General features: G+C 39.5%; 24 protein-coding genes. 3 read left to right on the top strand and 21 right to left on the bottom strand.

Annotated elements, in window-relative coordinates:
• Positions 1 to 149 precede the first annotated feature (149 nt).
• Positions 150 to 2,006 (top strand): RNA polymerase sigma factor RpoD, encoded by a 1,857-nt coding sequence (gene rpoD, locus O7C57_RS04045; protein ID WP_154624197.1) that lies wholly within the window; start codon positions 150 to 152, stop codon positions 2,004 to 2,006.
• A 114-nt stretch (positions 2,007 to 2,120) separates the two neighbouring features.
• Here rpoD and O7C57_RS04040 read toward each other — a convergent pair whose 3' ends face one another.
• The 6 genes from O7C57_RS04040 to O7C57_RS04015 form a co-directional block, all read right to left on the bottom strand.
• Complete coding sequence (locus O7C57_RS04040; RefSeq protein WP_249999276.1) at positions 2,121 to 2,396, bottom strand: YkgJ family cysteine cluster protein; 276 nt, start codon at positions 2,394 to 2,396, stop codon at positions 2,121 to 2,123.
• On the bottom strand, positions 2,393 to 3,964 hold the full coding sequence (locus O7C57_RS04035; RefSeq protein WP_269723657.1) for a cobalamin adenosyltransferase: 1,572 nt from the start codon (positions 3,962 to 3,964) through the stop codon (positions 2,393 to 2,395). The genes O7C57_RS04040 and O7C57_RS04035 overlap by 4 nt, the downstream gene beginning before the upstream one ends.
• Positions 3,965 to 4,018: 54 nt before the next feature.
• Entirely contained in the window at positions 4,019 to 5,095 is a 1,077-nt protein-coding gene (locus O7C57_RS04030) for a chemotaxis protein (RefSeq protein WP_154624194.1), read from the bottom strand.
• Positions 5,096 to 5,132: 37 nt separating this feature from the next.
• Positions 5,133 to 5,993 carry a helix-turn-helix transcriptional regulator gene (locus tag O7C57_RS04025; protein WP_154635707.1) on the bottom strand — a complete coding sequence of 287 codons (861 nt, stop codon included), beginning with the start codon at positions 5,991 to 5,993 and terminating at the stop codon, positions 5,133 to 5,135.
• Positions 5,994 to 6,536: 543 nt separating this feature from the next.
• The gene (locus O7C57_RS04020) at positions 6,537 to 6,923 is read right to left on the bottom strand and encodes a hypothetical protein (protein WP_247047760.1); all 387 of its coding nucleotides are present in this window, start codon (positions 6,921 to 6,923) and stop codon (positions 6,537 to 6,539) included.
• A 3-nt stretch (positions 6,924 to 6,926) separates the two neighbouring features.
• A complete protein-coding gene (locus O7C57_RS04015; RefSeq protein WP_269723656.1) occupies positions 6,927 to 8,258 on the bottom strand; it encodes an MFS transporter in 1,332 nt (443 codons plus the stop codon).
• A gap of 98 nt (positions 8,259 to 8,356) precedes the next feature.
• On the opposite strand from O7C57_RS04015, the gene O7C57_RS04010 reads away from it, so the two are divergent.
• Positions 8,357 to 9,250 (top strand): LysR family transcriptional regulator, encoded by an 894-nt coding sequence (locus tag O7C57_RS04010; RefSeq protein ID WP_154623511.1) that lies wholly within the window; start codon positions 8,357 to 8,359, stop codon positions 9,248 to 9,250.
• 156 nt (positions 9,251 to 9,406) lie between these two features.
• Here the strand turns inward: O7C57_RS04010 and O7C57_RS04005 are convergent, their stop codons facing one another.
• The 15 genes from O7C57_RS04005 to O7C57_RS03935 form a co-directional block, all read right to left on the bottom strand.
• Entirely contained in the window at positions 9,407 to 10,507 is a 1,101-nt protein-coding gene (locus O7C57_RS04005) for an ABC transporter substrate-binding protein (protein ID WP_269723655.1), read from the bottom strand.
• Between the two features lie 62 nt (positions 10,508 to 10,569).
• Positions 10,570 to 12,774: a TonB-dependent siderophore receptor gene (locus tag O7C57_RS04000; RefSeq protein ID WP_163862901.1), complete on the bottom strand. Its 2,205-nt coding sequence runs from the start codon at positions 12,772 to 12,774 to the stop codon at positions 10,570 to 10,572.
• Positions 12,775 to 13,295: 521 nt separating this feature from the next.
• Positions 13,296 to 13,595 carry an HdeA/HdeB family chaperone gene (locus O7C57_RS03995; RefSeq protein ID WP_014657621.1) on the bottom strand — a complete coding sequence of 100 codons (300 nt, stop codon included), beginning with the start codon at positions 13,593 to 13,595 and terminating at the stop codon, positions 13,296 to 13,298.
• A gap of 317 nt (positions 13,596 to 13,912) precedes the next feature.
• Positions 13,913 to 14,149, bottom strand: a complete 237-nt coding sequence (locus tag O7C57_RS03990) for a HEAT repeat domain-containing protein (RefSeq protein ID WP_154635708.1) — start codon at positions 14,147 to 14,149, stop codon at positions 13,913 to 13,915.
• A 224-nt stretch (positions 14,150 to 14,373) separates the two neighbouring features.
• Entirely contained in the window at positions 14,374 to 14,760 is a 387-nt protein-coding gene (locus tag O7C57_RS03985) for a hypothetical protein (RefSeq protein ID WP_269723654.1), read from the bottom strand.
• Between the two features lie 1,593 nt (positions 14,761 to 16,353).
• Positions 16,354 to 17,277, bottom strand: coding sequence for a reverse transcriptase domain-containing protein (locus O7C57_RS03980; protein ID WP_269723653.1), 924 nt, complete (start codon positions 17,275 to 17,277; stop codon positions 16,354 to 16,356).
• A complete protein-coding gene (locus O7C57_RS03975; RefSeq protein WP_269723652.1) occupies positions 17,270 to 17,818 on the bottom strand; it encodes a fimbrial protein in 549 nt (182 codons plus the stop codon). Before O7C57_RS03975 ends, O7C57_RS03980 begins: the two co-directional genes overlap by 8 nt.
• A 10-nt stretch (positions 17,819 to 17,828) precedes the next feature.
• Complete coding sequence (locus O7C57_RS03970) at positions 17,829 to 18,353, bottom strand: fimbrial protein (RefSeq protein WP_154622308.1); 525 nt, start codon at positions 18,351 to 18,353, stop codon at positions 17,829 to 17,831.
• Positions 18,353 to 18,910, bottom strand: coding sequence for a fimbrial protein (locus tag O7C57_RS03965; RefSeq protein ID WP_269723651.1), 558 nt, complete (start codon positions 18,908 to 18,910; stop codon positions 18,353 to 18,355). Before O7C57_RS03965 ends, O7C57_RS03970 begins: the two co-directional genes overlap by 1 nt.
• A gap of 10 nt (positions 18,911 to 18,920) precedes the next feature.
• A complete protein-coding gene (locus O7C57_RS03960; protein WP_269723650.1) occupies positions 18,921 to 19,553 on the bottom strand; it encodes a fimbrial protein in 633 nt (210 codons plus the stop codon).
• Positions 19,554 to 19,597: 44 nt separating this feature from the next.
• Positions 19,598 to 20,338 carry a fimbria/pilus periplasmic chaperone gene (locus O7C57_RS03955; protein ID WP_154622310.1) on the bottom strand — a complete coding sequence of 247 codons (741 nt, stop codon included), beginning with the start codon at positions 20,336 to 20,338 and terminating at the stop codon, positions 19,598 to 19,600.
• Positions 20,339 to 20,417: 79 nt separating this feature from the next.
• On the bottom strand, positions 20,418 to 22,970 hold the full coding sequence (locus O7C57_RS03950) for an outer membrane usher protein (protein WP_269723649.1): 2,553 nt from the start codon (positions 22,968 to 22,970) through the stop codon (positions 20,418 to 20,420).
• Positions 22,971 to 23,007: 37 nt separating this feature from the next.
• The gene (locus O7C57_RS03945; RefSeq protein WP_269723981.1) at positions 23,008 to 23,553 is read right to left on the bottom strand and encodes a fimbrial protein; all 546 of its coding nucleotides are present in this window, start codon (positions 23,551 to 23,553) and stop codon (positions 23,008 to 23,010) included.
• Between the two features lie 61 nt (positions 23,554 to 23,614).
• Positions 23,615 to 24,139 carry a fimbrial protein gene (locus O7C57_RS03940; protein WP_269723648.1) on the bottom strand — a complete coding sequence of 175 codons (525 nt, stop codon included), beginning with the start codon at positions 24,137 to 24,139 and terminating at the stop codon, positions 23,615 to 23,617.
• A gap of 207 nt (positions 24,140 to 24,346) precedes the next feature.
• On the bottom strand, positions 24,347 to 24,706 hold the full coding sequence (locus tag O7C57_RS03935; protein ID WP_196713600.1) for a helix-turn-helix domain-containing protein: 360 nt from the start codon (positions 24,704 to 24,706) through the stop codon (positions 24,347 to 24,349).
• 658 nt (positions 24,707 to 25,364) lie between these two features.
• On the opposite strand from O7C57_RS03935, the gene O7C57_RS03930 reads away from it, so the two are divergent.
• Positions 25,365 to 26,549 carry an FKBP-type peptidyl-prolyl cis-trans isomerase N-terminal domain-containing protein gene (locus O7C57_RS03930; RefSeq protein ID WP_154622579.1) on the top strand — a complete coding sequence of 395 codons (1,185 nt, stop codon included), beginning with the start codon at positions 25,365 to 25,367 and terminating at the stop codon, positions 26,547 to 26,549.
• Positions 26,550 to 26,552: the final 3 nt, after the last annotated feature.

Raw genomic sequence — 26,552 nt, 5'->3', positions numbered from 1 at the left:
GCCGATTTACTAAAGGCAAATGCCTGTAAAATGCTACGAAATTAAAGGGGCGTAGCGTAACAATAAAAATCCCCTTTGAATGTTCTTGTTGGCCGATTGTTTCGCCGACCGACACCAATCTAAATACTCAGAAGTGTGGATACCGTCTTATGGAGCAAAACCCGCAGTCGCAGCTTAAGCTACTCGTAACCAAGGGTAAGGAGCAAGGTTACTTAACCTATGCTGAGGTCAACGACCATCTGCCGGAAGATATCGTCGATTCAGATCAGATTGAAGATATCATCCAGATGATTAATGACATGGGCATCCAGGTCATGGAAGAAGCACCTGACGCCGATGATTTGATACTCGCTGAAACCACTTCCGATACGGATGAAGATGCAGCAGAAGCCGCTGCTCAAGTTCTATCCAGTGTGGAAAGTGAAATTGGTCGTACTACAGACCCTGTGCGCATGTACATGCGTGAAATGGGTACCGTCGAACTCTTAACCCGTGAAGGTGAGATCGACATAGCAAAACGTATCGAAGATGGCATCAACCAAGTTCAGTGCTCTGTTGCAGAGTACCCTGAAGCCATTACTTATCTACTCGAACAGTATGACCTCGTTGAAGCAGGCGAAAGCCGCTTATCCGATTTGATTACTGGTTTCGTCGATCCTAACGCTGAAGAAGATTTAGCACCAACCGCAACACACGTTGGTTCTGAGCTTCCACAAGAAGAGTTGGATAAAGACGATGATGAAGACGATGATGAAGACGAAGACGGCGATGACAGTGATAGCGATGATGATAACAGCATCGATCCTGAACTAGCCCGTGAAAAATTCGGTGAATTGCGTACGCAATACGAAAAAACGCGTCAGCACATTAAGCAGTTTGGTCGTAGCAATGCACAAACAGCACTTGCTATCGAAGAACTTTCTGAAGTCTTCAAGCAATTCCGTTTAGTGCCTAAGCAATTTGACTATCTGGTCAATAACATGCGTGAAATGATGGATCGCGTTCGTTTCCAAGAACGTACTATCATGAAGCTATGTGTTGAACAGTGCAAAATGCCTAAGAAAAACTTCATCACGTTATTCAGTGGCAATGAAACCAGTGAAACTTGGTTAACAGCAGCCAAAGCGATGAACAAGCCTTGGTGTGAAAAGCTGCTAGAAGTTGAAGAAGAAATTTTGCGTTGTCTGCAAAGATTACGTCAAATTGAAGAAGAAACTGGCCTGACAATTGAACAGGTAAAAGATATTAACCGTCGTATGTCTATCGGTGAAGCGAAAGCACGCCGTGCGAAAAAAGAGATGGTTGAAGCAAACTTACGTCTGGTAATTTCTATCGCGAAGAAATATACCAACCGTGGTTTGCAATTCCTTGACCTAATCCAAGAAGGTAATATTGGTCTGATGAAAGCGGTTGATAAATTTGAATATCGCCGTGGTTATAAATTCTCGACCTATGCAACTTGGTGGATCCGTCAGGCAATTACACGTTCTATCGCGGATCAGGCTCGTACCATTCGTATTCCGGTACATATGATTGAAACCATCAACAAACTGAACCGTATCTCTCGTCAGATGCTACAGGAAATGGGCCGTGAACCTTCCCCTGAAGAATTAGCGGAACGTATGATGATGCCGGAAGACAAGATCCGTAAAGTCCTGAAGATCGCTAAAGAGCCAATCTCAATGGAAACGCCAATCGGTGATGATGAAGATTCACATCTCGGCGACTTTATTGAAGATAACACGTTAGAGCTACCATTAGACTCAGCGACATCAGAAAGTCTGCGTTCAGCAACTCATGAAGTGCTGGCAGGTCTGACGGCTCGTGAAGCAAAAGTTCTACGTATGCGTTTTGGTATCGATATGAACACCGACCATACCTTAGAAGAGGTGGGTAAACAGTTCGACGTTACGCGTGAGCGTATTCGTCAAATCGAGGCTAAAGCTCTACGTAAATTGCGTCATCCAAGCCGCTCTGAAGTTCTACGTAGCTTCCTTGACGAATAATGAGCTTTTAATTAGTCATCAAACACCTGCTTCGGCAGGTGTTTTTTTATGTCACTAAACGATAAATGACCATTTTAGTCATGACTTCATTAATCAGCATGTCATACATCAACACTATTCACTGCTCAGTATTATCTCACAAGCAATTCTGTTAATTTCAATGAATTCATGCCATGTATATTGTTTGTGATAATGAAGCGAATACTGTTTATCGACACGGCAGATATCTGGACGCTCATCATAGATAGTACATAACATATTAGTTTCATTATAATTCTTACAAACGCCATCACCTCGATCAAGAAATTGAGTTTCATGCGCACGATCAACATGGCGGCAGCATGCCCCACATTTATCACAAGGAAATAGCGACTCGGTTTCTAAGCTCATAATGAGTCCAGCCACTCGCTGAATGAATCATCACTTTCTGCATCAAAGGGCAATACAATATTATTTCTCTTAATTTCCTGATTGAGAATAATTTTTCGCTCATATTCTGAATTCGTCACTTGTAATGCATTGGTAAATACCTGCATTTCAGTCACATTAAAGTTAAACTCGAGCTGAACAAGTTTGACAAGATATTCATCTAAAGCCGCATTAACTTCTCGGTAGTACTGTAATGTCAGCTCATATTTATTTCGGAATTTATTCAAAAAATTCCAAATTTTTTGCATGAACTCACTATGTTCTAAAAAATAACACATCGCCAATGTCAATAAACCGGAAATCAAAACGCCAATAAATACTGCCACATCATTACCGAAAGGAAATGATAATATTCCATTCAAGTATGTTGTTATCATTGAACCTAAAATAACAGAGATACTGGTCGAAATAATTTTAATGGCTGATTTTAGCAAATCGCCTAATGCTAAATTTTCAGGGTTAAAAAATAGTAGCTTAGCCGCTGAAAATAAACTATTTACTGACTCTCGAATTAATTTTACTATCAGTTTTGTGGATGTCAGGAAGATATTCAGCATCGTAGTTGTTACACTCGCTAATAGCCCACCAAACAGCCCATTATTAAACTCAGTCCAAAAATCTTTAAAACGAACCTTTAATCTTTCCCAAATATTTGTGACAACATCCCTCAAATCTTCAATGAAGATTTTAAGTTTAAAGTTTGTTTTATGCTGTTCAATCAACTTCGGGATAGCGTCTTTTAATTCAAACCAAAGCTCTGCAAATACAATCCCTAGCATTTGCCTTGCTTCCATTCTCAACCCAGTGTTAATGGCCGCTGAGGCCGTATTCACAAAAAACTTACTGCTACTGTAGTACTTACGACTAATTTCAGCGTCATACTGTTTTCTGGCCTTTTTATCGATAGCCTCCATGACATCAAAATTGGCTTTTTGCTTATTCTTAAGTGTCTTGAGTTTTTTTAGCTCAATATCGGTTAGTTGCCCTTTACTTTCTAACACATTAATTTCTGTTTTAATCTGTGTTTGTTGTGATTTTAAATTCACCATAAAGTCTGCCATTTTTTGGGCTTTTTTCGACTTATTTAATGTTTCATTCGTAAAGGTCAAATTTGAGTCACGGTTCGCTAAATCCGCACCATCAATTTCAGCAAGAACACGTGCAGGGTCATTATGGACCTCATAAGCGGCAATAATGTGATCAAGATTAGTCACATCTTGCTGACTAAAAGTTTCGCCAGTGTAAGAATCAATTAATTCACCGGATAATTTTTGTTGCTTACCTCTACGGTTTGTTTCTTTGTAGTTTTCATGACTGTGATATTCATGAGAATCGTATTGCCCACGATTCTCATAACGATCTTTTTCTACTTCTGTAGCCCAAATATCGTTTCTGACATTATGGATGGTATCAACATCGCCCCCCTTTTTATCTTTTAATAATAAAAAATCCAAACCAAAAGAAGTCACTAAACTTTGAACAATTGTATCGTTCACTTCCTTTTGCCAATTATAATTTTTCTGCTGCATATGCTTTACCGATAAGTAGCAGCCGAGCACTGCTACTTATAATTTATGATGTCATTAAGATAGAGTAAAACGCTCAGTTTCATCTAACTGTTTATCTAGGCAATCCTGATTGATAACTTTTAGCCCGTGGCTATCCGTTTCAATTTCGATAACTTCATCAACGATAACAACCTCATTATTTTCATTTAATTTTGGCTTAAATAATGGTGTCGTAATTAGATTGGTCATAATAGCGGCGAGCTTATAGCCATTATTAATGGTCAATTTTAATTCATCCGTAATACCATGGGTATTTGTGTTGCCCAATGCTTTATTACGTTGAATTATCTTGTCTGCCTCTATAAGCGCCAATAAATAGGGTTTAAACACATTGAATTGTGCTTCCAAAACATGATAAATAGCGACAACATACTCTTTAGTTTTCGTTAAATTCTCATGTGCTAAAGTCATTTTTGCAACGGCACCATTAACTTCAGAACGAATTTTTCGAGCATTATCTAACGCTTTTTCGGCATGGGAATTATAAGCCCAACCCGCAATAGCTAAGATAGGAGCAACAACGGCACCGCCTAACACCATTGCGCCACCGGCCATCCCCCATCCCCCGGCGGCCAGTGAACCACCACCGATAGCCGCCATTGTCGCATTATAAGCAGCCGCACCTGAAAGCGCTGCAATTGGTGTTCCCGTCGATGCCGCGGCAAATGCCATCACACCGCCATAAACAGCAAAACCTGCCGCAGCACTTGATGCACCGGCACCGACTAAGGTTCCTAGATACTCTGTTGCTGAAATCGCTAAGTTTTCAATTTTATTAATTTCATGACGAGGAATAGAGATAGAAATATCCTGTCCTGATTCATTTAGCTGTTTTAATATTGATTGTGCGATAGTATTAAACTTACTGAAACTTTCACCAATTTGTAATTCAAGCGTACCTAGCTTCTCTAATTCATTGGTCGTACTGACATTAATAGATTCCAGAACCTCTTTATTTTCATCATAACGGCGTTGAGCTTTCGCTAACATATCATCCGCTTCTGATTTTGTTTGGTAACCGTCATAAGCTTTCTTTCCACCAAACGCGGCGGCAGCAATAGCCGCACCTGCAATAATAAATGGTATTGCCATACAATCCTCTCAATTTTGATAAAATTAAAATAACTCGTTACAAGTGACTAATATAATCTTGTAATTTTTTTTCAAACTTTACCTTTAACCATTCTGGCTCTAATATTTTAATATTTGGGATCCAGTATTGGATTAAAGGTAAAATCTGTTTTTCACTCATTGCAGAACATGAAACTGTTAAATACTCACTATTTTCATCAACAATATACTGATTTGGTAACACATCCCTTCTCTTGAAGTAATCAGATATTGATGATGAAATCTGTACTCGAACATTAAAATTATTATGGCTAGTCCATGGGTCCTTACTTCCCATTAATATATTCAAAATATTATCATCTGGTGAAAATGTTACTTTGCTTACATCTAACCATTCAATTCTATTCAATGAAAATGACTTAAGCTTCCCCTCTTCCATTGCATTCAAATACCAAATCGTATTGTGACATACCAGTTTATAGGGATGTATTGTCCGATTTTTGTTTTTATAGAGAATATGACATTCTCTTTTATTATCAATTGCATACCTTATTTTTTCATAATGTTTTTTTAAGTAACTCTTAATCTTATGCTCAATACCATTAAATTTAATGAGAACACTTCTATTCTGAATAGTCTCAGGAATACTTTTCAGAAAAGATTGACTAAAATCAGGTAAATACTTATCTATGCCAAAAAAAGAAATCATTTTATAATATTCGACAACTGTCGAAAAACCGTACTTCGAATTCCCTTTATGCTCTAAAATTAAGCTTAATGAATTCAAATCTCGATAAATTGTCCGCTCGCTGACTTTAAAACGAGAAGCTAGCTCACATTTATCGACTTCACCATAAAGATAAGTTTCGAGAATAATTGTCGCTAATCTGACTCCTTGATTTTTTTTATAGTCATCCATTTTATCACCAACTATGATTTAGGTTAAGATTGATTGCACAAAGAATATCAAACTCAGTGACAAATAGCGTCAGTACAAAACTTTTTATCGCATAAGATAATTCTTATTATGCGTTTCTCAATTTTTACCCCTTGTGATTTAAATTGACGATGAGATAAAAACACTTTTACTCAAAAATATTGTCATTTACTGCATGCGCTACAAAAATTAGCGCATTATGTTTTTAAAAAAGACAATCTAAATAAGTCGTTTTTAGTGACACATAACATAACTCATCAAACGAGTCATAATCATCTATTTTGTAATATCTTTATTATTCAAATAAAGAAAATAGGTTAAGTTAACGATAGAAGTGAAATAAGTTCGATTTAAAAAGCAAATTAACGAACGTGTAGTAATGCACTGTAGATAAAATTTGGATGGTATTTATATTGAAATAATTCAAGAAAATAAGCAGAAAAATAGATTAAACAATTAAAAAAAATCATCTAGTTAAGTGTTAGCGTTGACTAAAAGCTAACACTTAAACCTATCAATTAATATTTATTGCTGAGGAGTTTCATGTAAGTATACCCAAAGACAATGCTCTCCATCTACCTTAATACATACCGTGGAAGTTCGTAATAGCCATGAATCCGCTGTTTCATGTCGTTCTTGGTATTGTAGCCAACAATACTCCCCTGTATCTAAAATAGGTTTAATATCAGAAAGCGTGATCTTTAATGAAGGTCTTGTTCCCATATTATGATTAAATAAGGCGTTAATCTGTTCTAAACCGATGCGTTCTCCCTTTATTGTCACCATGGCAAAATTTTTATCAAAGCTAGCTAATAAAGGCCCTAATGCATTCTGATCTTTACCAGTAAATACATTTTCAATCGAAATATGCAGATCTATCACACTCTGCAATGCTTTTTCCATGTTACCCATAGTTTATCTCTCTTTTAATACTGCGACTAATGACAGTAAACCGATAATCGCTGCGGCCATAAAAGTATATTGATAGCGCAATAAGTCATTTTGGACGCTGACGACACTAAAAATAGACACCAACACGACCGTTCCTACACTGAACGCAACTTGGCGATTAATGTTCCATAACACACTACCTTGCAATAAATCCTTCCCTGTAAAATCAATTAATGCACTGATCTGAGCAGTATTAGTACACAGCCCGCCACCTGCTCCCATTAATAAATAAGCAACTATGAGTAAGGCCAAATCTGAGTAACTTGATACCCAAAACAGCAACATAATCCCTAAGCTATGAGTCGTAATTCCTGCAAAAAATAGCGTTTTCTTACCAATCTGGTGATAGAGATAACCACCACTTAACATTGATAGCAAAGCCCCCGAGGCATATAACAGCATAAACATGCCCGTCTGAGCTGCGCTAAAATGTAAATTATTTTGTAAGTTAAAAATATTGAGTAAATTGACACCGGTAAATACACCAGGTACTGCGTAATAAACAATAAAAGCATTACGCAAATGACTATTTACGAGTAACTGAAAATTCAAAATAGGCGCCGAACATTTTTTGGCGTATTGAAGATATAAAACCAGAATAAAAGCAGAAAATAGAAAACTGCTCAGAGCTAGTACGGTACTGTGATAATCGTTATAAAAGGAAAAAGATAACAACAAGAACAGTAAACTAAAACTCACCATAATCAACCCTAATACATCAGGCTTTTCTCTTTGTTGCCGTCCATCATTTTTCACCCATGACCACGCTAAAATTGCCGCGAATAATGAAAAAGGCAGATTTGCGTAAAATACCCAGCGCCACGAGAATGAATCAATAATCATTCCCCCTACCGCCGGAGAAAATGCAGGCGCAGTTAGGGCGACAACCATAATTAAGGTTGAAATACGATGGCGCTCTTTACCTGGAAATAGCTCAAAAACAAGCGCCTGTCCCACAGGGATCAGTAACCCACCAGCAACACCTTGAATAAAACGCCAAATGATCAAGCTATAAATTGAATGACTCAGTCCACACAATAAAACACTGACTGAGAATAACAGCATAGACAGACTGAGCAGCTTTTGGTTACCTAATTGTCCTGCTAGCCATAAACTCAATGGCATGATCAAGACTAAACCTAAGATATAACTATTAGCGACCCAAGCCACCATTGATTGGCTGGTAGAAAACGCTGAAGCAATATCAGGCAATGCAATCGCTGACATAAAAATATTAATACAGTCGATAAAGAAGCCAATTAAAAAAACAGTTGCGATTTTATATCGATAAGACATACCTACCTCCGGCGCACAAGAGTAGGTATTCCCCCTTTCTTTGTCGATATAAGAGGATTAAACTCATTGTTTAATAATGGCAAACAATCAGACTGATTATGCAAAAAAACCTTAAGCAAATAACCACTTTTCTACAAGTGGTTGATTCGGGATCTTTTACCAAAGCGGCTGATATTTTAGGCATGAGCCGCTCTATGGTCAGTATTGATATAAAACAATTAGAGATACGGTTGAATGTCAGCCTGCTCATACGTAATACACGTAATATTGCCCTCACCGAAGCAGGAAAACATTTTTATGATGACTTTAAACGTATCCAATTAGAGATAGAAGAAGCGTTTGAAAGAAGCCAAAATTTAGCAACCAATGTCACAGGCTTACTGCGTTTTTCATCCACGAATGAATTTGGACAACGTTATATTTTGCCATTACTCCCTGAATTTTGCCGTCTTTATCCTAAATTACGATTGCAATACAGTTTCAATTCCTCATTAGATGATTTAGTCACCGAAAAATTAGATCTTGCAATACGTTTAGGTAATTTAAAAAGCTCATCCCTAAAAATACGTAAAATTGGTGAATACCAAATCTCTATTGTGGTAGCCCCTGAACTATTAAAACACTATCCCGTTAAAGGGATTAACGATTTAGCACAAATTCCTTGGATAACCCATTCATTACTGAATTGGCAAGATACACAATACGTGCTAAAAAATACGCTAGGGGAAAAATACCCTCTTCCCATCATAAAAGGCCAATATGAATCGAATTCAGCAGCGGTGATCCACCAAATGGTACTGGCCTCTCTTGGGGTCGCTATCTGTCCTGATTGGCTCGTCAATGATGATATTCATGCAGGGCGTCTCATTCGTTTACTACCTGAGTTTTATCTACCTTCACAGAATATTCAGCTACTTTATCCCAATAGCACCACTCTACCTGCAAAAACTCGTGTATTTATTGATTACTTAGTTGGAAAATTTAGCCTATAAAAAAGCCGTGTCCTATCGCAACACGGCCTAAAAATAACATTTCTACGGTTAATAACGCTAAAAACGACTCAGCAATTAATAATGAAAGAGCTAGGCCAGACTATGTATGAATGAGCGTCATTAGCAATAGTGAAATATTAAAGTATGACGTATATATTAAAGGGTTATCCAAAACACCCCATTCGCTTTAATAGCCGTAAACTGCTGTAAGAATTCCTGCAAATTTTGTTCAGGCTGTAAAGTTGTAAAAGTTTGCGGATGCATAAACTTAGCCATGGCTTCAATAGCAAAAATATTCATTGGGTTATTATAGAAGTTATGATAAATCGCCATGACATGCTTCTCTTTCACTGCTGTCAGCGATGAAATTCCTTGGCGATCGACAAGCTTAGCCAATTGCTTTTTAGCCACCGTTGCATCTGCATCATAACCCAGTTTAACGGCCGTTGAGCGACGATTAAAATTCTGCCAATCTGCACCGGTTAATACATAAAATTCAGGGTTTAAGGTAATAATATTTTCAATTGAGCTTTCAGCACCTTTAGCCGGAAAACTGTCTTCCACTAAATTGTTACCACCCGCAAGGCTTGCTAAAACCCCAAAACCTGAACGACCATAAAGTTGGCAACAACTATCGGCAAATAAGCCTGCATTAGCCTCAATTAATACCGACGGGTAAGGTTTTTTCAGCTGCCCTTCAATGGCGGCTAGTTTTTCTTGGTACAGTGTCGCAAAGCGGTTTGCACGTTCCTGAGTTCCTAATAATTCGCCTAATAACACAATACTTTTTGGCGTGTTATTGGCGATATCCATACGGAAGTCAATAAAAATAACCTTGATCCCTGCGGCTTCCAGTTGTGGCATAAATTGGCTATCGCGCATCGCTGCATAATTAGATTTATGCATTAATACCACTTCAGGCGCCAGCTCAAGTAATTTTTCAATTTGAATGCCCGTTTCGCGGTTTTTTCTTAAGGTTGGTATGTTAGCTAATTCAGGAACCGCAGAAAAATAAGCCTGTTTTAAATCAGGCGCGTACTGTTCTAACGAATCACTCCAGCCAACAATACGTGAGAAAGCGTCTTTTCCCCCCGCAATATCGACCGATAAAATATCTCGCCCATCGATCAAAAATAGTTTGTCGACGGGAAGATCGACACTCACTTTGCGGCCTTGCAAATCAGTCATCACAGTGGGCGTTTTAGCTGATGCAATCACACTGACTAAACATAGTAACCCAGTTAATAGCCATTTCATTCAATAACCTCATTGAGTCATAAAGATGAGCCATCAATAAGATGGCTCACAAGATATTCAACTTAAAACGTCACACTATAATTCAACGCAAAAGTTCTTCCTCTACCTTTATAGGTATACAGATCTGCTGCACCATAATTCGGACTATATAATTTTGGCGCACGTTGCCCCCAAATCGTGGTGTAATCTTCATCCAGTAAATTTTCTACCGCAAAACTGACTTTACCAACTGGCAATAAATAACTGCTTAAGAAATCCACGGTATTATAACCATCAAGCTTGTTACCATCCGCATCGGAAACATTAAAGGTTTGCTGGCTTTGTAAACGTAGAGACCAATCATTTGGCTCCCATCCCACATATGCAGTGACTTTTGATGGGCTAGCAAATTTAACGCTCCATTTCTCCCATTTACCATCCACTTTGGTTTCTGATTTTTGCAGATTAAAGTTACTACCAACACTCCAATCACTATCTTCAAAGAAATAATCAACAGCCCCTTCCACGCCATAAATACGACGTTTATCTGACTTCATATAGATAGTCATATCCGCGTTATTAATGTCATAACTTCGGTCTGACAATGAATAATAAGCGGCAATTTGTGTGCGTAAATTATCTCCAGTATAGCGCCACCCCAGTTCATAGGAGTCAACTTTAATACCTTTCACTTTAGTATCATTAATATTAACGCTATTTTCTAATGCAAGATGCCCATTAGCATCTGGGGTTGCTGCATATTTCCCTGTTCCATAATATTTGGCAATATCGGGAATTTCAAAACCTTGAGAGAAATTAAACCATGTTTGCTGGTTTTCAGTTAAATTCACCAATAAGCCCGCATTAAATAACAAGTTATTATAATCGGTATTCCCCCCCGGCACTGCATCGGCAGATTTAATTTTACCTTCTGCTATTTGCTGTTGTTGCGCATACCCAACAAAGTCATCCACTTTGTTTTCAGTATATTGATAGCGCACACCGCCGCTTAAAGTGAATATTGGATTAATATCGTAGCTACTTTGCAAGAAAGCGGCCATATTGGTTGTGGTATAACTTGGATAACGCCCAACTTGATAGGCTTTTTTCAAATCCATGCCACCCGATTCTTTCGCTTTATCTAAATTAAAGAACATTTGGTTGGCACGAAATTGTTCGTGCTCAGCGTCAGCACCATACGTCAGCGTCAAATGCTCAACCGGCTCGCTATTAAACGTCAGCTTAGTACCATAGAAATTGGTTTTTTGATCAGAGGCGCTAATACTGGTGACATCCTTTGCCTTATTTAGCGTAGGGAATGGATAGAATTTTTGTGACTCATCACGATAATAAACTTGGGCAACAAAATCTTGCCCCCAAAGGTCACCATTCGAATATTGTAAATTCAGCATGTGACGCTCAGTGCCAGGTAAGCGATCTGAATTTAATTTATCACTATTATGAGCCTCGCCTTGGCCTTTCACCGCCGCAAAATCTTTGCCTAAATAAAGCCCATGTTTACCATCGGACTCACTTTTATAATATTGAACCGTGGCTTGTAGCTGCTGATTATCATCAATATTAATAACCCCAGCGCCCATGACATCCAAGCGGTCAGAAAATTGTAGGCCTGTTTGTGTATTATCAATATTAATTGCCTTACCTTTGCCATCATACCAACCACCATAACGTTGATAGGCAACGGATAAACGACCATGGGCGTTTTCATTCCCCCCACTCATGGCCGCGGCAATATTTTCATCATGATCTTTGCCATTACTAAAGCCGGTTTTTCCGCCAATTTGTAAGTCGACTTGTTTTTCTTCTTGGCCTTTTTTGGTGACAATATTAATTAATCCACCACTACTACCGCCACCATATAAAGAAGTGGCGCCAGAAATCACTTCAATATGGTTAATATTAAACGGGTCGATAGAATCTAATTGGCGGCTATCACTACGTGAAGAATTTAAACGGACCCCATCCACCATCACAATCATTGAGCGGCCACGCATATTCATACCGTAATTAGTACGCCCTTGACCGCTAACACTCATGCCGGGGATCAATTGTGACAGAATATCTTTTAACTCTTTACCTCCTTCTGCTTGCTGTTCTATTTCCGCATTATCGATAACCCAAGTAGTTTGAGCCATCTCCGACACACTTCGATAAGAACGCGTTGCCGAGACAGTCATTTCATCTTGTTTGTTTTCTGCTGCGAATGTTGCTGGTGCAATAAAAGAAGCAAAACATGGAGAGAGTATCCAAAGATGCCTAATTTTCATGTGCCTAAGATCCTAATAGGTTGTCGTGTTTTTTTACAGGCCGCTGCCGATAACATTACGGCTTTTTATCCGGCTAAATTAGCGGATAATTTTAACTGATAATAAACATACTATTAAGAACTATTATCATTCTTGCGTCTTTTTTTAGACATCGCCGACGGAAAGAAGAGGGAAAAGCAGAATATTTATAAATCAGAAAAAGAAATGTTGGAGAAGGTCAGACAAAAAGCAGGATTATCGAATCTTGAATTGCCATTAATGGACACTTATAAATAAAGTGGCTAGAAAGCGTTGCTCTAATTAAAACGATATATAAAACAAATAGTAGGGTGTTTGCCTTTAATTAAACTAAAAACAAACACCATATTAACAAGGCTTTGATTTTGTACTACCCATGATATTTCAAGTGACAACGTTGCTGATTAGGTTCGCTCGTACTCGCCACAACATTTATCTGTGCTTAACGACTTGCTCACTTATCACCTAAGTTAAACTCAAATTATTTAGGGTAGAAACTTAACTTATTTTTTTGACGCTAAGTAATCTTGTAGTGTGCCTTCAGGATGTTTCTTACAGAACTCAACGATTTGTGGCGCTTCTGCAACACTCTGTTCTGTTAACGCAACATAATCGCCACCTTTAAATTGTGTATCCATATTGGTGATCCACAATGCAACAGGTGCCCAGCTTTGTGGGTTCAGGTTAATATATTCCTGACAAGTCATTTTTTCAGGTGTGACAATATTCGAGTCCGCAGCCATCGCATTAAAAGAGAATGCTGCCATTGCAGCTAAAACGCTAGAGATAACAATCTTTTTCATTATAAACCTCTTATGTGTATAAATAATGCATAACAATGTGGCTGTTTATTTTTATCACAAACTTATTAAAGTTTATATAATCTTATTAGGATAATAAGATTATAATAAAACAAAAACGACCATCCAATTAAGGCATTTGAATAACAAAAAATAAGTCATTATTAATGACAACTAATTAACAACATAACAAAAAATTTTTTGCTGTTAAAAAGCTGAAATAAAAATACATACTAAAGAGAGTATAAATTATTATTGTTTAATATTTTTAAACTAATTAAAGGTTGGTCAATATCATAAAATCAATTTATAAGAGAGCCTCAGTCATTATATGTAACTAAGCGACTAAAATGCTCAGATAGCTTGCTTAAAGAGCGGATGGAAGATACCGCCACTTCTTTATTTGGATCTTTGCATAGTTCAATTAATCTAATCACTGCATCTTGTTGTTCTATTGTCGCTTTATAATCACCCAATGCGGAGATCGCCGCGATCTTGACATCATCGTTGCCTCGAAAGGTCAACTCGATAAGTGTCCCTATAATTTGTTTTTCCATGAGTTTGCTCGTTATAACCAATTTGTAAATAAAGTTTTATTATCATTTTAAATTAAATCAGCAACAACATTCATCCGTATTAAAAAATATTTAAGATAACTAATTTCTAAATAACACTTATTCTGTTTATATTTTGATAGTTTTCAATATAGTTAAAATAAAGAGTCATGTCTTACCTAAAGAAGCTACACTATTATTTTATTAATAAAAGAAGCACATAGTGGCTAATAATAATACAATTCGATGGTTGATGAACCATCCAAATGCTGTGGTGTTGTTAAATCTAAATTCTGTTTGTCTGTAATATAAGCTTGTATTATTAATACACCATCTAATTCAATAAAAGGAGTAGGAACTGCGGCTGCAATATCTATACCATATGAAAAATATGACGCAGTCCCTGTAAATAAACTCCCTCCATTACCTTTAAGCTCAGTTTCTTGATTCCACAGCGTTGATTGTTCTGGCCGCATTGGAATCCAATATTTAGCTTTAGCATCCTTTCCATCCAGTCGAATATGGGTAAAAGGTAAATTTAATATATAGCCGCCAATCTTTTTATTTTCATTGCCGCCTAATCCGTCAACAAATGCTTGCGTGACGTTCGGCAAACCTAATGGGAGGCCCTAATCCTAATGAGAGGAGTTATGAGATCCACAACAGAACGGTACTCACAGGCATACGGGATAAAAAGGATAATAGTGGGGAATTACCGCATAGGTTGCAGTTTAACAACGTTTGCACATACTAACCCTTCATACACACGAAACCAACAAAATTAGTGTTCTTTTGGAGATAGGGCGATGGCAGATCCCGGTCACAGGGTTTCGGCCATCTCCCACGTCGAGCTCAATGCCCAAGGTCTGGATAGATTGAGACAATGGTATGGAGCCCAGCAATTTACTTCTTTTCAATATTGCATCAACTAGGGTTGATCACAACGATAATAGAACCTCCATAGTCGCCCGCATCTGGGGTCCCGCTGGTGGTTATTCGTGCGCCCAATGATACCGATCGCACAGCATTTGCTGCCACATCCACAGTCGTCTGTAGAGTAGACACTCCATCAAGCTCTATGTTAAATCGCACCGGCCCATCCTCGATCACATTGTGTACTAGTCCAATGCTAACGGCGGTAGCTCGCGAACATCGAATATCGATCATGTCTGTCATACTCAAGCCAACAAGAGACGTCTTACTCTGTGTCCCGAAGTCAATCTGGTTCGGAACGTCATACGTACAGTAGGTCGGTTCTGGAGGAATGGACCCGTCTAGGTTGCTATACCCACCGCGAACAACGTACACCGTGCAACCCTTATTAAACGGGCTATTGCTATTCCCTTCACATGCACTCACATAGCCAAAGGTCTGTATTTCGCCGCGCCCCAAAAATGAAAACTTAGTAGGTGCATCGTCGGTCTGTCGCCCCTCCCCGCGCGGACTTATCCCGCAGCCTGGATAGCCAGGTCTTCCACATTTAACCTCCGGAAGGTCTACAGGCATATACGCGAGCAGCGCATCCTCACCACCAACATTATAAATTCCGCCATTCACAGAGGACGGAGAAACGCTGGCGCACCCATGGGGCTTTTGAACCCGGCCATTTTCTATGACCACATTCGTCCCCCCCGTTGTCCCAATGATTACCGGTTCATAGGCCCATGTCCTAGGAGCCACCCAGCCCCCCCAACTGATCGTGCATCCAACCAGTGGCATCGGGACGCCGGGTTTAAACGGGGTATCATCTTGGGCCACCAGCACGCCAGCTCCCAAAGACAAAGGAAAGAGGCCAACGGAAAACCACGCGGGAACAGGCGAGAAGTAATTGTTATAGCTATTATGGCCATCGTTTCTGGTGCAGTTGCTCGCAGGCACCCCACCGCAACGCCACGTGATAGCGTCCGGCGATACTATTGGAGCGGGCAGGCCCCGACCGTCCATTTTATCAAAGCGAAATTCGGCCCCACCTTCGTCGATTCGATATCCCGTACTGGTATTGGGCATTTCGAGTTTCCTAGCAAGCCCGTCTGTCGTCACAGACAGCAGTATCAGCGTCAAAAGCACGGAAGTGCGCACAGGTCTTCTCCTTTTCACGGCATGTTATCAAAGATAGCTAAGAGATGGCGTAAGCGACCCGAATCGGTCTTCAGATTACAGCTCATCGCTAATTGCTCATAATCACCTTGTAATTTCAAAAACCTACACTAATCATCCGTTTGCGGGTTACGAATGTCATATGTTCGCTCATAAAGCCGTAGGCGTTTTTCTTTTTCAAGTTGTCGTTCTTTAGCACGCGCTAAAGATCGTGGCGAACGTACCATGTCGGTATCCGTAAACCACATTCCCAACCAATCAAACCCTTTCTCAATGCGACCCATTTGGGTTTTATTAGGATGACAGGTAAAGTTATCTTGTGCTAAAACATTTTGTAATATCGCTATCGCGCGCTTTAAGGGCCAGCGCGTTGGCGATAACAGCAAAAAATCATCCATATAGCGTTCATAGAATATTCCTCGGCATTGGCTAAGTGCCGTATCTAAGGTAAATAAATAGCTCCCCCCAATTAATGGGCTAAGAGCACAACCTCGGCAAATTCCTTTATTAGGTGAGAAAAATTCACCGTGCTGCTCAACGCTATAGTTAATATATTGGTACAACAAATTCAGTAATATTGGCGAATCTGTTTGTTGTTGACACCATTGCCATAATCGTTGTTTAGGAAAATGCTCATAATAACCTTTGATATCAGTACGATACACAAATTGTAATTGTTTGGTTTCAATTGCTTTTTTCGTTGCAATAACGGAAGCTTGGTAACCACCATGTCCTTTCAAATGCCGACATGCCGGATGCTTAACTAATAATGGCGTTAAGCATAAGGCTGCCCATTTGAAGATTAAGGCATCTTCCGCACACCACTGCACCGTCCGTCGGCCATTCCATGCCGTGATAACCTGCATAGGTTTTAATCGGTATGAGCTATTACAAACCGCTTGCCATAAGCGTTTTCCTATAACACGCCAATGAAAACGCAGGTGCCAAACGTCGGTATTAGCCGGATAATGTTGCCGCCGTTGACAAAGCCAGTGATAGGCTAATATCCAATTGTGACGCCACTTATCATTCATACACTAGGGTATAAGTCAGCGTAGCGCTAAACCAACCAGGCTTAATGGTTTTATTTTTTAATGCATCAGCATCCGCTTTTAAATAAGCACGTATTGGAATAACCATGTCACCGTCTTTAATTGGATAAATAGGCTCAACTTTCACATCATTAATAGGTAATGGCTTACCACTCATGGTTTCTAAACCGATCACTACCCCACTGGCTTCACTTTCAGGATCAAATTTTAATAAGCCATCCGCTGTTGCATTCCCATTAAATTTAGCTGAGATGGTATTACCTAAAGAGGTGTCGCAATCATCAAGATAAAAATCAAACTCTTTATCGCTATATGCGCCACGTTGCCCTGTATATAAGTCTTTCGCATTAACGTTCTCACCAAAATAGACATAACCATTTTCAGAGCCAGGATTAACAGTACAAGGCAAGGCAATCAAACTACCGCTATATTCGATGGTATTACTGCTTTCAGCAAAGCTAGCTGAAGGTAATATCCCCATTAAGACAAAAAGAAAACCACTAATAAAACTCTGCTTTTTCATCATCAGCTCCTTAGGGATACAACATTTGAACTGTTGCCGATGCAGTAAAATCACCTTCAAATAAAGTTATCTTAGAGTCGCGAACAGGAACGGCATATAAAGGTAATGTTGCGGTTCCATTGCTAGACATCTTTATTGGAGAGCCCGTATTAGGCGCAATGACAACGCCTTCATGATAAAGACGGATACCTAATCCATTGATGCTTGTTCTTAACGCTTTATTATCAAAAGAAGCAATAAAAGGACTCATATATTGCAAATAGAGTGGGACTGAATTACCTAATTCAGGCCCACAACTTAAAGTTAAAGTAAAATCCTGTTGGTAGTTAACACCATCAATTTTAGTAATACCGATTTCACCAAAATCAACCTTAATTGGCTGGTTAGGCCCTTTAGGGCCAGCGACATCACAAGGCGGATTTTCAATTAAATTTCCTGAAAAATTAACTTCAACCGCCTGCGCGGTACTAAATGTCAATAATGCTACACCGCCAAGTAATCCTAATACCCTATTCTTAGAACTCTGAATGAACATTATTGATACTCCACGCTTAGTGTGCCAGTAGCCGTAAATTCACCACCACGAATTCCCCCTGCATCACTAGATACAGGAACCGCCATTAATGTTGGCTTTGTTTTATAATTAAAAGGAAACCAATCCGTTAATTTTAATTGTTGACCATTTGCCGTTATTTTAATCGCTAGGTTATTGTCAGTTGTTTTTAATTTCCCTGCTTCCTTAAAGGTACTATTTGGTACCGACTGAGCATCCGCACCTATAAATTGGATTTTTAACGCAGGGTTATCTGCCGCATCTTCACAATCTAATTGATATTCAATTGGTGTAGCGCCATATGCTATACCATCAATATTCCTAATCACTAAATCAGGGAAAGTCACCGTAATAGGGCAATTTTTTCCCCCATTGCCATAAATATCACAGGTTTTTTCAACAACAGTCATTTTCACTTCGATAGTAAAAATTTCAGCACTACTTTGCCCACTCACTAGCAATAATCCCCCCGAGATCATTGCTGTAAGTAATGATTTCACTGGCCTGTAGCCTACTATTTTTTTTGTGATAGAATTCATCTTCCGCCCCTTACTCATAAATCATTTCAAAGGCGATCAGTGCTGAATACGCACCCGGTTCTAATGGCCCAGTCGTTCTGACCGGGGTCACATAATAGGTCAGTTTATCTTGTCCAGAAGCTAGCAATATAGGGTTACTTTCTTCACCTAATGGCAAGGTTTGACCTTGGCTATCACTAAGCACTAAGCCTATGCCTTGCGCGCCATTCACTCGCGCATAGTTCGGCATAAACGGAACCGTGGGGGCTAAAAAACGCACTTTGACTGCGGGTTGCGTTGAGCTCCACGCTGTTTGCCCTGTTTGGACGTTTTCTAATGACGTTGGTGTTTCTAAACAATCCAGTAACTCAATTTGAAAGGGGATAGGACGGCCTTGCCCCCCCGTACCTTTAAAATCCGCCGTTTCAGCGTTGCCGAGTAAGACAGATTGATAACTTGAAGTCATTGCTAATCGGCATGGGCTTTCAGTCAATGAACCAGACACATAGAGCACACCATGTTGACCATCGGTATTCCAATTATCGACAGGACGGTACAAAGCACGGTTATTATCATCTGCAAACGCAGATAAGCTACTTGTCCCTGCAAATAAGCAAGCTAAAAGGCTGTTGCGAATATGCTGAGTCAATTTTTGTTGAGTCATGGTTCTCTCCTTTCCATTCATGCCGACAGGCCTGAGATAATCGATTATTTTGTTTCAGTAACAACCTGACAGCTTGATGCCTGACAACGGAAATTCAGCTCTGGACGACCACCGTAATCATTGATATACGTCAGTACCGGTGAGTTACCCAGCTTACTAGCACTTACCCCGAGATTTTCACTCGCAAAAGGCGCAACCATCACTGGCGTAAAATCTTTTGCGTCGGATTTTGCGGTTGCGCCAGCATTAATAATGGTGACGTAGTAAGGCGTTGGGTTCTTCAACATCACCGTTTCACCCTGTTTTTCTAAAGTGAGTTTATCTTGCGCTGGTGCGGCATTTTTCTCAGGAATAATGGCTTTTGGGCGATAAAACAACTTCACTCGAGTTTGTAAAGCAATTTGCAATGTGTTCGGCTTATCGCTTTTGGGTGGAATTTCACGCAAGTTAAAGTAAAACAAACTCTCACGGTCATTAGGCAGCATATTGGCTGCTGGCAATGCTTCAATTTTGACTTGGCTTGATTTACCGGGCTCTAAGCGTTGAACAGGCGGTAATACCACCAGTGGTGAGTTGATTTTTTCGCCTTTTGCGTTTTCCATCCAACCTTGAGCCAAGTAAGGCAACTGCTTATTGTTATTGGAAATATTTAATGAGATGGATTTTTGACCGCCATCATAAATGACGCGGGTGCGATCCATTGATACCGCTGCATGTGCAACCGAAGAACACAGAACAAGACCCGTTAAACTTGCAACAACACTGAGTTGAGTTATCTTTTTCATGCTGTAGTAACCTATTTTTTGTTGCTCGGTTAATCTTCCGAGCAACCTATTTACATTAAAAACCGATTGTTAATCACACTTAACGTTGCGTAATTTCTTGAGGCTGAGTACTCGCAGCCACAATAGGGACACAAGGTAATAACAGCGCTTGTTCAAGTGAGCCTAACTGTGCAGGGAAAGTCACTTTACAGGCCTTGTTTTCGCCCCATGTCACCGTCATCGCATCCCCTGGATTTATACCGCTGATATAAGCACTACCCGCATCCCCGACAATGCCTGTATTTTGGTCTTTGGCATTTTTTACCTGCGCACCAAACGGTGGATGTGAACCATCAGTCAAACTTAGAATCGTCATGGCTTTCTGACCTGATACCACCTCAAAGCGGCGGAAGCCAACCGCTCCTTCGGTCATAGTAGCTTGTACCACGGACTGCTGGGCATCCACGTCATCCGGCAACGCGTTCAAATCAATCTGTGCTTTACTGCGGTAATAGCTGTTCACATCACCGACCACGGCTTTACCAAACATGTTCGAGCTAACGGGTGCACCGAAACCTTTAACGGGAACATCTGCAACACCGTCGGTATCAACGACCATGCGTGTTCCCCCCATGTTGCTCACACGGTGGAACCCGCCCCCTTCAGCTGTCATAGTAAATCCACCTGAAGCGGACAAACCAAATGAGCTATATTGACCATGTTGGTAGCTGGCGTTTGCACTAACACGCGCACTGTCAGCTTGATGATTGACAAACGCACTGGTTGAAGCCCCGTAACGGCTACTCCCCGCACTGACCTGATAAGTAGTACGATCATCGATACGGTCATAATAGGTAGCACGGTTAGTGGTATCATTACGGCTGGTATTTAGTGAGTAACCGACGCTCCCACTATTTCCCCAAGGAAATGACAGCGATAAGTAGGCACTGTCATCATTGACACCGTTGTACACACTGCGGTTAGCCGATAAGTTAACACTGATGTTTTTAATCGAACCGATATCCATGTATTTCGAGAGCATCACGCTATAATAGTCGTTGCTTGGACGATCCCAATAAGTTTGGTGGTTGTAGTTGGCATACAAAGAGATACCAGCGTCGCGGAAGTTTTTGTTAACGGAGATCGTATACAGTTCCTTACTTCCCCCATAACGTACGCCGGTTTCTTTCGCATTCAAGTAATCTGACATTGACATAAAGTCACGTTCAGAGAAGCGATAGCCCGCAAACTGCACTTGGCTATCGTACTGTTCAAAACGCTTTGAATAGTTAACACGGTATGAACCACCACTAATGGTGCTTTCACCGGGTAAACGGGCAAATGATTGTGTCACGTCAAATGACACCGCACCAAAGGCCAGTAAGTCACGACCAATACCCGCTGATAAGGCATTATAGTTTTGGCTATTTAAGCTCCCACCAAACAGTGACCAACCGTTATTAACCCCCCAAGAGAATTCCCCCGTTAAGAAGCTATTCCCTTGGCTATGGCGGTCATAATTAGTTGGCTGCCCCAGCGCTAACTTATACTGAATTTGCCCCGGACGAGTCAGATACGGTAGATTTGCCGTATCAACTTGGAATTCTTGTACAGAACCATCTTCTTCTTTAATCGTGACATCAAGTTTACCGTTGATAGCATCACTCAGGTCTTGGATCCTAAATGGCCCAGGCGCAACTTGCGTTTCATACAATACGCGACCTTGCTGGCTCACCGTGACGGTTGCGTTAGTCTTAGCAATACCTGTCACTTCCGGTGCATAGCCACGTAAACTAGGTGGGATCATATTGTTATCTGAACGTAAGCTAGCCCCCGTAAACCGGAAGCTATCAAACATGTTCGATTCTAAATAATCTTCACCCAGCGTTAATTTAGCTCGTAATGTTGGCACCGCGCGATAAGCGTAGAAACGGTTCCATTGGAAATCTTTATCTGTTCCTGCGTTTTTACCATTTTGATGGCTTAAACGACCCTGCCAATCTGCACGCAAGCGCCATGCACCTGCGTTAATCCCCACAACGCCATTACCATTCACTTGATAACTGTTGTTACCACCTTTACGGTAAGAGTTATTTGCATTGGCATTGATACTGTAATCAGCCAGAATCGCTGGAATACCATCATCCCAACGCGAGGGAGGATCCCAATTAGGTGCCGTATACTCCATATAGGCTTGTGGAATACTGACATACAGTGATGACGTTGCGAGATCACCGCGGATCTGCATGCCTGGTAGACTTTCAGGGTTTAAACACTGCCCATCATGCCACCACGTTAACTCTTTTAGCGATGAAGAGGTCAAAGCAAGTTGATTAATATATTCAGGCGCTAAACAGGCTACACTGCCTTCCGGATCATTCTCGGGAACATAAAATGGCACACTGATTTCAGGTAATGTTTCATCATTCACTTTCAGTGTTAATGAATAAGTTCCTGGCATAATATGACCAGCACGCGCAAACTGATTTAAATCAATGTTACTTTTGTCTTCGAGGTCTAATACATCGGTATTAAATTGAATAGCTTCTGCCGCTATAACAGGTAAAGCGACCCCGTGAAGCGCCATCGCAATAATCACGCTCAACAAGCGAGGCTTTGGTAAACAAGCATTGAACAAAGACATAAGTAACATCCCTAAAATTCAGTATCAGGAAGAATCAGCATTTTTATTAGTAGTAGTCGAGCTTAAAACGAATCGCTGTCTGGTATTCGCCTGGACGGAGCGGCGTTTCATCTGATACCAGTCTTAAACCATAATTAAGAATATAATTACCGGGTTTGATATCTTGTTTTGCTGTCGCTAAACCAGGTCTAACTATCTGTCCTGACGCATCTTGCAATGATAGAGCGACACCTTTTGCTGCACCTGAAACGCTGAACCATTCACCATTTGCAGGACCATCAAAAGTGACAGAAAAAGTTTGCCAATTGTCGCCATCTTGGGGAGTTAATTGACAACCAATCAAGGTGATCGAGAAAGGCTGTATAGGTCCATGTCCAACTTGGCGTAACAAACCAATTGGTAAAATACCCATATCAATAGATTGCTCATAAGAGCCTGTATCAATGGCACAAGCGGTATCAACGATGCTACCTTGCATATTTACCTTACCCCAAAGTTCCCCTGGAGCCGCATGTACAGGCATTGCGCCTAATGCACTAACCGACAATAGTGCTGCCTTTAACAGTCCTGTTCGCTTCACGATCACCTCCATTACTGAACAAGTCATGAAGTGCAAAAGCACTTCATGACGTACATACCTTAATTTTTAAAAATTAGTTGTATGCTAAAGTAAAGTTAGTCACCGCAGAGAAGTTACCTGGAACAACTGTTGCACCAGCTAAACCTTTCAGAGCAGCTTGGAATTTCAGTTCGTTGTTACCTTGAACGTAGTTTTGAGAGCTACCAGTGTTAACATTGATTTGTGCGCTAGAAGAGTTCATGATTTTGACAGCTGCACCCGCTGCATCACCAGTGATTTGCAGTAAACCCGTGTTTGCTGCTTCGCCATCAACGGCTTCTGTACCCGCGAAAGTGATAGTTACTTGGTTATTTTTTTCCAAGTTACAACCTTCCAATTTGATAGAAAAAGGTTGCGCTGAAGATTCACCACCCGCAGCCAAAGTGACGTTAGAAACTTGGCCCAGTTCAACAGTCTGGTTTTCTTCACCTGGCGCGATTGAGCAAGGTGCTTCGATGATTGAACCGTTAAACGTTACAGTACCTGAGCCTGCATCAACAGCTAAAGCCGATGCACTCATTGCGCCAGAAATCAGGGTTGCTAAAATAATCTTTTTCATATTGGTTACGCCTTTACGATGAACACTAAAAAGAGCAAGCTATTAATAAGCTCACTTGGTTAAATAATTAATGGTATTTATTTTTAATAAATAAAAACAAATAGAATACTTTCTGAGAACAGAAAGTATTTTCTTTATTCTCAGTTAAATTTAAAACTTTAAATAACTCAATATTCTTCAGTGAAATATTAATCGACTACGTTAGCACTAGCCGACTAAATTATTCATCTTTGCTGACAGAGCATTCTCACCTTTATAGTAAGGAGCTGGAGGCAAAAATAAATTAATATAATGAGAACTGACATTCTTTTCCATATCATTAATATTAAGATAAACCGAACTGAAGAAATTACTTAAACTACAATCTAACTCATGTAAAATAACAAAGAGAGTATCAACATTAATATTGCAGACCCCTCTTTCATACCGAGATATTTGCTGCTGAGAGACATTTAATTTTTCAGCTAACTGTTTACCCGTCAACCCCCGCTTCTTCCTTAAGCGAAATATCTCTTTTCCTACCGCAGTCATAAAAATACTTTTTGACACTTCTTGTTCCACTATCATATTAGGCTCCCAATTCCTGATACAACTAACTTCATTTATTAAAGCCCGCTTGTACGAAAATGTTTATTGCCTCGCTTTGTTGCAAATAAATTTACTTTACCTGCCACATAAAATCAAACAAGCCAATATCTATCAAGCAGTTATTGATATAAGCTAAATATCCAAATAACGAGTAATCAGAGCACAAAAAATCACATTCCCCTGATACATTCAACATTCTTATTAAGAAGGTACAAATTAGCCCAGAGCTTTATCTTGAAAAAATCCAAAAAAGATTGTTAAATAGATAAATAATTCTGAAATTTACACTTTTTCAGATATTAAGTATTAACACCTAGGTATGATAATGTGAAAAAATTTTATTTCGATAATTAAAATAAAGCAAATCCATTAAAATCAAATGGTTATATGAAAGCCTGCTTTTTATGTTTCCTTCTTTTTTGGATATTATATTTTGTAATATCTGTAATACAATTTTAATAACACTAATTATTCAACATTAAATGAGATAGAAAACTTATTTTTATTGAACATTTATTTTTTTATTTATATTCTGATAGAATCCTTCTTAATTAAGAAAAATTATCATTAATACCTAATCCACTTTGGAAAAGTCATCATTAAGTGAAGGTGGCTTACTTATTTTCGAGATATTATTATGAATAAAATCATTCACTATATCGCTTATTTGTCGATAACCTCATCAAGTTTTATCTTTTCACATTCTCTATCAGCAAATGAAAATCAACTTCCTGGGTTATTAAAGTTTGCTAATGAGTATGAAGAAAAAAAACGGTTGAACGGCATTAAGGAGAACCAACCTTATGATGATGAAGAAAGTGGAATTCAATTACCTCAACTAAAACTGAAGATACTCAACCAGAAAATTCAGGCATTAAGTATTAATGAGAGACAGTATAAAATACGAATTCAACAACAAGAGAAAGAGCTATTACAAGCTAAGATGAATAAAATTAATGATGACTTATCAATTTTATTGAACAAGCAAAATATGCAACTAAAGTTACAACAACAAGAAAAACTACAGTCTCAAATAGAAGAATCTCTAAATAAATCCAAAAATGACAATCTCAATTTGAGCAACAATATAAAATTATTAAGTCAAAGACTCGAAGAATCAGAAAAAGCACAAAAAATAGCAATCGAACAAGCGCTATCTCTCAAACAACCCATAGCGGTTGAAAAATTAAAAGGCAGTGAAGCTTTAAAACAAGCTTATGCTGCCGGTATTGCTATTGGCCAAGATGCAATGACTATCCATAAAGAGAATCAATCTTTTGGTCAAGATATGGATAAAAAAGCATATTTAGCCGGTATTACTGATGCTATTGAGGGTCGCTCTTTACTTTCACCAACCGAATTACAGACAGCATTAATTGCCTCTAATTCAGCAGTCACAAAAAATCGTGATGCTAAAAAAGAAGAACAAGCTAAACTGGCAAAAAACTTTTTATCTAATTGGTCAAAACAAAAAGGCGTTGTTTCTGACCCGCTAGGCTATTCCTATAAAATTAACTATGTAGGGCAAGGTAAAATTCAAGAAAACGATACCGTTAGTATTGTTGTAAAAGAGTCATTATTAGATGGTACCGTGGTAAGTGACATGGATTTACAAGACAAATCACTAACACTCCCTTTAGACAGTTATCCTCCTCTCTTCCAATCAGCAATTAAGCATTTACAAAATCATGGGGAAATCACTTTTATTGTCCCACCTGAATTAGCCTATGGTGATGAAGGTTATCCACCGGCAGTACCGCCTGGAGCATCCATTATGTATACCTTACGTATTGCCGATATAAAACCGACAACAGCACGTTAAGAT

The organism is Providencia sp. 21OH12SH02B-Prov (assembly GCF_027362595.1).
In the GTDB taxonomy this organism is placed as follows: domain Bacteria; phylum Pseudomonadota; class Gammaproteobacteria; order Enterobacterales; family Enterobacteriaceae; genus Providencia; species Providencia zhejiangensis.
The sequence above is the reverse complement of the archived record's forward strand: the minus strand, read 5'-3'. Positions and strand labels throughout refer to the sequence as shown.